Here is a 5824-nt window from a genome sequence, read left to right as displayed (position 1 = left end):
GGCTGGTCTCGGATGGGGTGCCGGTGAACCTGGTCCAGGCGGCGCTGGGACACGAGCACGCGAGTACGACGCTCAACCGGTACACCCACCGACCGGCGGACTACGAAGATCGGCTTCGGTCGGCGCTCGATAGCCCTGCNGACGATCTGCTGACGGACACCGACTAGCGGTACCNGTCGATCATGCAAACGTGCTGGTGGAGACGAGGGGACTTGAACCCCTAACCCCTGCCTTGCAAAGGCAGTGCTCTGCCAGTTGAGCTACGCCCCCGTGGCCATGATCAGCGGATCCTGACGGCTCCGAGTGACCAACGTCCCCAGAGTACGGCATGGCTCAGCGCGGGTGCGGCGCCCGGGCGGGAGTTTGTTCAAGCTTCCGAAGCAGGCTCGACGCCGCTCCCCCTGAGATCCCGGCGGTTGTCCAACAGCGGGNGTCCAGGGCGGTCGAGCACCGCCGGTGCCCTCCTCCCCGGGTGCGCCCGACCTGGGGAAGCCGCCAGACCACCCGCTGTGACCGGGTTGATCGGCTGCGGCCAGGTCGCTCGGCTGGACGGAATCGCTCGCTTCGGCGGCTCACAGGCTTCGGGAGTGACCACGGTCGGAGGAGTGGGTTCACGTTGTGGATAAGCCGCTCCGCGACCTTCAACGATGCCCCTATATGGAGTGCGTGCCGGCGAATAGGCCCGAATCGGTCGGTCCGCGNGACAAACCGCCGGCAATGCACCATGCTCACGACAACAGATGTTGTTGGGTNCATGTTCGGTATGGCCCGCCCGAGCGGGGCGGTGGGGCTCCTCTCCCACCTCCGGCGACCAGCCTCGGCGTTCCTCGTCCCCTGGTGGAGCTCTGCCTGGTCGGGCGTGACCCGGCCGGGCCTGATGCCCGCACCGTGTTGGCATCTGTGGAAGTGCCGGCANCTGCCGCCACTGCGGCCTTGACGAGATCCACCAGTGGTGATCGTGGACGAATTCCACGTCCACAGGCGCCGCCTTCCACACGATGACCATGGCCGCGGTGCTCCCCGCTCGAGCCGCGGTCGCCCGGCCGGCGAGCTCCCGGCCAGCTGTGCACAGGTAGCCGCGGCACCTCCGCTCCTGGCTGGCGCCGGCGGAACGGTCACGATGCCNGCGGGCGGTGACTGCTGCCGCCGCGCTCCGTCCGAGCTGTGCACAGGCGACCAGCCAGCAAGATCGTCAAGTTGGTCGGTGTACGGGTCGTTCGTCCACCAGGCCGCCAGCGGTCCACCAGGTGGTGGGACCTGTGCCCACCCTCGCCGGCTCGGGCAGGGCGTTCCCCCCGCGGCTCCCGGATGCGCCCAGTTCGGCCAGGAACGCCCAATTACGGCACCGCTCGCAACCCTTCATCCCTGACGGTTTCCGAACAATTCGGTCGCGGAGGCCGTGAAGGGAGTCCGCTGCATTTTGTCAATCAGCAAACGTCGTAGACTCACTCCCCGCACGGTCANCGCGGGAATCATCCGTCGAATTCCCNCCACGGTCATTGCCAGTGATTGACAGCAAGCAAAATAATTGCGCTTCGACGACAGTCTCCAACCGAGGGGATGGTTGCTTCCGACACCTCACGGCACCGGCGGATACTGTCAGATTTTGTCGACAAGCAAAATAATCTTACGGACACCGGCACTGGAATCCGAGAAAGGATCCGACAGAGCCCCCGCCTGGTTATCGATGACGTCTGTCCCGAAGCAAAAATAGCTGCCGGTCCCGCGGATGGAAATCGTCGACGTCGCAAACAGCAGGCACCCCTGGTTATCGTGCTATTTTGCTCATCAGCAAAATAATCTCACGTTCACCGGATTTGGTGATCGACAGTCGGTGCGACGGAAACTCTCGATGGTTATCGATGAATTTTTCTGCGAAGCAAATACAGCACGCAGAAGCCCTGACAGGAATCCGTAGAAAGATCTCGACCCAGCTCGGGACGGGCACCGTCAGTCTTTTACCCCAAGCAAACGTCGGTCACCGTCACCCTGGGCGGAGCCCGATCGACATCACATGATCAACTTGAGCCCGGGATGGCGCGAGGCGCCAGCGTGGCCTGGGAGTCCGGGCGGAAACGATGCCGGGCAGAGCCGAGGCCGGCGACCAGGGGTTTTCTGCTGAGGGTCAGGACCAGGCGGCGAGGCGCGGCCAGGTCGGGTCACCGCCGGCACGTCCGGCCAGCCAACCGAGAGCGGCGCGCGTGGGCACGTCGACCCGGACCACGTGGCTACCGCGACCCGCCGCGAGCGACGGACGGTCACCCGGCGTCAGATGGAGGGTGACCTCCGCGGGAAGCCGCTGGTCGAGGCGGCGGGTGGACCACGCCCACTCGGCTTCGACATAGGCGGGNCTCAGGTCGTCCCAGGTCGGGCCGCCGAGATCCGCGAGGCCCNGGTCGACGAGGTGTATCTCGACCTCACGCCACCGGAGAAACACCAGGTCAGCCAGGCTGACGGCGCCCAGGGTGACCGTCCGGCCGAGACCGCCGCGCCAGATGTCCACGTGGGTGCTGTCCCAGGCGTGTTCGAGCCGCCGCACAGACTCGGCCAGGTCGGTCGAGAGCAGGTGCGCCGCGCGGTCGGCCCCGGCGACGATGTCGCCTTCCCGCTGTGCCTGGCCGCCGGGGTACTGGTCCGCTGCCTGCCCGTTCTGGGCCGCGCCGAGCATGCCGGTATGGCTGTCGCCATTCCTGGCCAGATGCGTGATCAGGTGGCCGACGGTCCAGCCGGGCAACAGCGACGGCCGGCGCGCCACGGCGTCGTCGACCCGGGACACCAGATCGAGAAGGCGGGCGTGGGCCCGCGCGCAGCCCAGCAGCCGGTCGAGGGGAACGGCGGACGGGGTGTACTCCGGGGGCGGGGACTGCTCCGAGAAGGCGACAGGAGAGGACACCGACGCCGCCGACTGCGACCGGGAGAGTGCCGGCGACGCCGGAGAGGGCGGCGCTGAGACCTTCGCGGCGTCCGCGCGAGGCGCGCTGGGGGAAGCCATGTGCACAGGGTCCCCCCACGCCGACCACCAACGCCACTCAATCGCCCCGATCACGCACCGACCTCGCCGCGGGCGCGACCGACGCCACAGGCAGGACGGCACCCGCCCGGGTGACCCGGCCGGCCACCGGCACGGCCGGCAGGCGACCATAACCAGGCAGGACGGCACAAGCAGGGGGGAAAGTCGATCGTGACCAGCAACCGCGGGCCAACCGCCGGGCCTCCGGGTCCGCAGCCGGGTTCGGGTGTGCCCCCGGTGGATCCGGCGCTGCTGCGCGGCCTGACCGGCCGGCGACTGACCCGACGCCGGCTGCTCCACCTCGCCGGCGCGTCGGGTGCCACCGCGCTGCTGGCGGCCTGCGGGCACGGCGAAGGATCGACGAACTCCACCGACGCCGCGGACACCGCCGAATTCTGGGCGGGTCGGAAGAAGGCCGGGACGCTGGATTTCGCGAACTGGCGGCTTTATATGGATGTCGGGAACACCGAGACCGAGCACCCATCGCTCGAGATCTTCACCCGAGAGACCGGAATCAGGGTCGCCTATCACGAGGTGATCAAGGACACCGAGCCCTTCTTCGCCGAGATCCGCCCCGATCTCGCCNCCAACCGGTCCATCGGCTACGACCTGATGATTCTGACCAACGGCATCGCGCAGAGCCGGATGATCGAACAGGGCTACCTGGCTCCGCTTGACCACAGCCGGCTGCCGACCTTCGCCGCGAATGCCGACCCGAGTGTGAAGGATCCCGCCNACGACCCGGGGAACCAGTTCACCATCGCCTGGCAGTCCGGAATCACCGGCATCGCGTACGACCNGGCGCGTACCGGCCGCGAGATCACCGGTTTCAGTGACCTGTTCGACCCGGCATTCGCCGGTCGGGTGGGAATGTTCGGGGAGAACGAGGATCTCCCGAATCTCGCGCTGCTCGGTATCGGCGTGACGCCCGTCAACTCGACTCCCGGCGACTGGCGGCGGGCAGCCGACAAACTCGTCGAGCAGCGCGCGGCGGGCATTGTCCGCCGCTACTACGACCAGAGCTACATCGACTCACTCGCCAGCGGNGAGCTCTGGATCTCGATGGCCTGGTCGGGCGATGTCTACCAGCAGGTCGCGGCCGNGGCGAACCTGCGGTTCGTGGTGCCCGCCGAGGGCGGCCTGATCTGGACCGACAGCATGTGCATTCCGCGAACCGCGCGGCATCCGGTCGATGCCATCACGTACATGGACTTCGTGTACCGGGCCGACATCGCCGGCAGGCTCGCGGAGCACATCAGGTACATCACGCCGGTGCCGGCCGCCCGCNGACACGTCTCCGCCGCACTGGCCGCGTCCACCCTGCTCTTCCCGACCCGCGCCGAGCTTGATCGCGTGCACAGATACCGGGTCCTCACCGCGGCGGAGGAGAAGACCTGGAACGAGATCTTCCAGCCGGTCTACCGGACGTAGCGAGCCACGGAGCCCGCGGGCTCCGACGGCGGCCCGCCCGGTAGTCACCGGCCTGTGGCGAGCTGGCACCGCCCGGCCGTCNCCCGCCCGGCGGGCGGNCTCAGTGGCCGCCGGACGTTGATGTCAGCGGTTGCCCTGGGTGGACGTCGCCTCGCGCCACAGGTCGATCTCATCCTTGTCGCGGCGGCGCCGGACGACGGTCAGGAGAGCCCCGGCGCTGGCCGCCACGGCGACGACAGTGAACTTGCGCATACCGACTCCCCTTGGTCGACTGCCTTGTCTACGAACCGTATCTCGCCGGGCCACTCCCCGCCCGGCCTGATCGCTTTCTGGCCGGAGGCCGACCGGCCGGCCGGTGCGGGGAGGAGCAGCGCGGGAGACCAATGCTGCTGGAAGATCAGCGCTGGCGGGAGGTCAGCGCTGGTAGGTCGCCCGCAGGACCCCACGGGCAAGGGTGTGGAAGGTGAGGTTGAAGCCGACGACCGCCGGCGCGACCGTGGAGTCGATCTCCAGCTTCGGCACATCCACGGCGTGGACCACAAAGACGTAACGGTGCGGCCGGTCGCCCTCCGGCGGGGCGGCGCCACCGTAGTTGGCCGTGCCCCAGTCGTTGCGGACGTGATACGCCCCGGCCGGCAGGCCGGACAGGTCGCCGCTGGCCGCGCCGGTGGCCAGCTCCGTCACATCTGCCGGGATGTCGACCAGGACCCAGTGCCAGAAGCCGCTGCCGGTGGGCGCGTCCGGGTCGAAGCAGGTGACGGCGAAGCTCCTGGTCTCCGCGGGAAACCCGGACCAGGACAGATGCGGCGAGAGGTCGGCGCCGCCGGCGCCCCCGTACACCTGGTCGAGGCCGAGCGGGCTTCCGTCCGTCACGTCGTTGCTGGTGAGAGTGAAGGTCGGCAGCGTGGGCAGCAGGTCAAGCGGGTCCGGTGCGGTGTTCCGGTCCAGCAGGGACATCGTTCGGTCCTCTCCTCGGGATCGGGATGACACCCCTCGGGATGGCATCCGCCGGTGTGCATGACGTTGGCGAGACAGCACCGTCACCTGGCGGTTCTAGGCTTCCCCGCGATGAAACATCATTCCGCCAGCACATGTGGAGACGGGTCATGAAGCTCGNGTCAGCGATCCTGCGCCCGCACCGCCTCGACGACGTCCNGGCCGCACTGACGACGTTCGGCGTTCAGGGCATTACCCTGAGCCAGGTTACGNGGTTCGGCTTCGAACTCTGGCGCACGCAGACCTATCGGGGCAGCACGTTCCACGACGAGTCCGTGAGCAACGTCCGGCTGGAGCTCGTGGTGGACGACTCCGACGCGGACGACGTGGTGAACGTGATCAGGCAGGCGGCCATGTCAACCAGCAGCGGCACCGGCAAGATCTGGG

At 68.2% G+C, this 5824-nt stretch carries 4 protein-coding genes, 1 tRNA gene and 9 pseudogenes; 9 read left to right on the top strand and 5 right to left on the bottom strand.

The window, feature by feature from the left end; all coding sequences use genetic code 11:
* Nucleotides 1–194 precede the first annotated feature (194 nt).
* From UG55_RS20740 to UG55_RS20735, 3 genes and pseudogenes are all read right to left on the bottom strand, one after another.
* Nucleotides 195–270: transfer RNA gene (locus tag UG55_RS20740), tRNA-Ala, on the bottom strand.
* Nucleotides 271–2125: 1855 nt separating this feature from the next.
* A pseudogene (locus UG55_RS40675) lies at nucleotides 2126–2350 on the bottom strand (maleylpyruvate isomerase); the annotation flags it as partial.
* A gap of 44 nt (nucleotides 2351–2394) precedes the next feature.
* Nucleotides 2395–2992 (bottom strand): maleylpyruvate isomerase N-terminal domain-containing protein (locus UG55_RS20735; RefSeq protein WP_242424868.1); only part of this gene is annotated, 598 nt, incomplete at its 3' end.
* A 468-nt stretch (nucleotides 2993–3460) separates the two neighbouring features.
* Here UG55_RS20735 and UG55_RS47755 point away from each other — a divergent pair.
* From UG55_RS47755 to UG55_RS40635, 7 pseudogenes are all read left to right on the top strand, one after another.
* Nucleotides 3461–3595, top strand: a pseudogene (locus UG55_RS47755) (spermidine/putrescine ABC transporter substrate-binding protein); the annotation flags it as partial.
* Nucleotide 3596: 1 nt separating this feature from the next.
* Nucleotides 3597–3745, top strand: a pseudogene (locus UG55_RS40660) (spermidine/putrescine ABC transporter substrate-binding protein); the annotation flags it as partial.
* Between the two features lies 1 nt (nucleotide 3746).
* Nucleotides 3747–3809, top strand: a pseudogene (locus tag UG55_RS40655) (hypothetical protein); the annotation flags it as partial.
* A 1-nt stretch (nucleotide 3810) separates the two neighbouring features.
* Nucleotides 3811–4056 (top strand): annotated as a pseudogene (locus tag UG55_RS40650) (spermidine/putrescine ABC transporter substrate-binding protein); the annotation flags it as partial.
* A 1-nt stretch (nucleotide 4057) separates the two neighbouring features.
* Nucleotides 4058–4112 (top strand): annotated as a pseudogene (locus UG55_RS40645) (hypothetical protein); the annotation flags it as partial.
* 1 nt (nucleotide 4113) lies between these two features.
* A pseudogene (locus UG55_RS40640) lies at nucleotides 4114–4297 on the top strand (ABC transporter substrate-binding protein); the annotation flags it as partial.
* Between the two features lies 1 nt (nucleotide 4298).
* Nucleotides 4299–4441: pseudogene (locus tag UG55_RS40635) on the top strand (spermidine/putrescine ABC transporter substrate-binding protein); the annotation flags it as partial.
* Between the two features lie 123 nt (nucleotides 4442–4564).
* On the opposite strand, the gene UG55_RS20725 reads toward UG55_RS40635, so the two are convergent.
* Together UG55_RS20725 and UG55_RS20720 are read right to left on the bottom strand one after the other, a co-directional pair.
* A complete protein-coding gene (locus UG55_RS20725) occupies nucleotides 4565–4693 on the bottom strand; it encodes a DLW-39 family protein (protein WP_066071900.1) in 129 nt (42 codons plus the stop codon).
* Nucleotides 4694–4855: 162 nt separating this feature from the next.
* On the bottom strand, nucleotides 4856–5398 hold the full coding sequence (locus UG55_RS20720; RefSeq protein ID WP_066071897.1) for a YbhB/YbcL family Raf kinase inhibitor-like protein: 543 nt from the start codon (nucleotides 5396–5398) through the stop codon (nucleotides 4856–4858).
* A gap of 199 nt (nucleotides 5399–5597) precedes the next feature.
* Here UG55_RS20720 and UG55_RS40630 point away from each other — a divergent pair.
* Together UG55_RS40630 and UG55_RS40625 are read left to right on the top strand one after the other, a co-directional pair.
* Nucleotides 5598–5649, top strand: a pseudogene (locus UG55_RS40630) (P-II family nitrogen regulator); the annotation flags it as partial.
* Between the two features lies 1 nt (nucleotide 5650).
* Nucleotides 5651–5824: P-II family nitrogen regulator (locus tag UG55_RS40625; protein ID WP_304440432.1), on the top strand; the 174-nt coding region annotated here is incomplete at both ends.

Source organism: Frankia sp. EI5c (genome assembly GCF_001636565.1).
Taxonomy (GTDB): domain Bacteria; phylum Actinomycetota; class Actinomycetes; order Frankiales; family Frankiaceae; genus Parafrankia.
This window is presented reverse-complemented; position numbering and strand designations above follow the sequence as displayed.